Genomic DNA, 661 nt, shown 5'->3' with positions numbered 1-661 from the left:
GTGGTGATCTCGATGCTGAACAGCTACTCGGGCTGGGCGGCGGCGGGCATCGGCTTCACGCTGCAGAACAACCTGCTGATCGTCACCGGCGCGCTGGTCGGCTCGTCGGGCGCCATCCTGTCCTACATCATGTGCAAGGGCATGAACCGCTCGATCTTCAACGTCATCCTGGGCGGCTTCGGCGGCGACAGCGGGGCGGCGTCGGCGGCGGCCGGCGGCGGCGAGCGCGGCACGGTCAAGGCCGGCTCGCCGGAGGACGCGGCCTACATCATGAAGAACGCCCAGTCGGTGATCATCGTCCCGGGCTACGGCATGGCGGGGGCCCAGGCGCAGCACGCGCTGCGCGAGATGGCCGACCTGCTGAAGAAGGAAGGCGTCGAGGTCAAGTACGCCATCCACCCGGTGGCGGGGCGCATGCCCGGGCACATGAACGTGCTGCTGGCCGAGGCCAACGTGCCCTACGACGAGGTGTTCGAGCTGGAGGACATCAACCGCGACTTCGGCACCGCGGACGTGGCCTTCGTGATCGGCGCCAACGACGTGACCAACCCGGCGGCCAAGACCGATCCGCAGTCGCCGATCTACGGCATGCCGATCCTCGACGTCGAGAAGGCCAAGACGGTGTTCTTCATCAAGCGCGGCATGGCCGCCGGCTACGCCG

Annotated in this window: 1 protein-coding gene; it reads left to right on the top strand. The window is 68.2% G+C overall.

Annotated elements, in window-relative coordinates:
• A partial coding sequence (locus GBZ26_RS29770) for an NAD(P)(+) transhydrogenase (Re/Si-specific) subunit beta (protein ID WP_174441845.1) occupies nt 1-661 on the top strand: 661 nt, incomplete at both ends.

It is taken from the genome of Azospirillum formosense (genome assembly GCF_013340925.1).
GTDB classification, from domain to species: Bacteria; Pseudomonadota; Alphaproteobacteria; order Azospirillales; family Azospirillaceae; genus Azospirillum; species Azospirillum formosense.
Note: the sequence above shows the minus strand (reverse complement) of the source record. Positions and strands in the feature narration are given on the sequence as shown.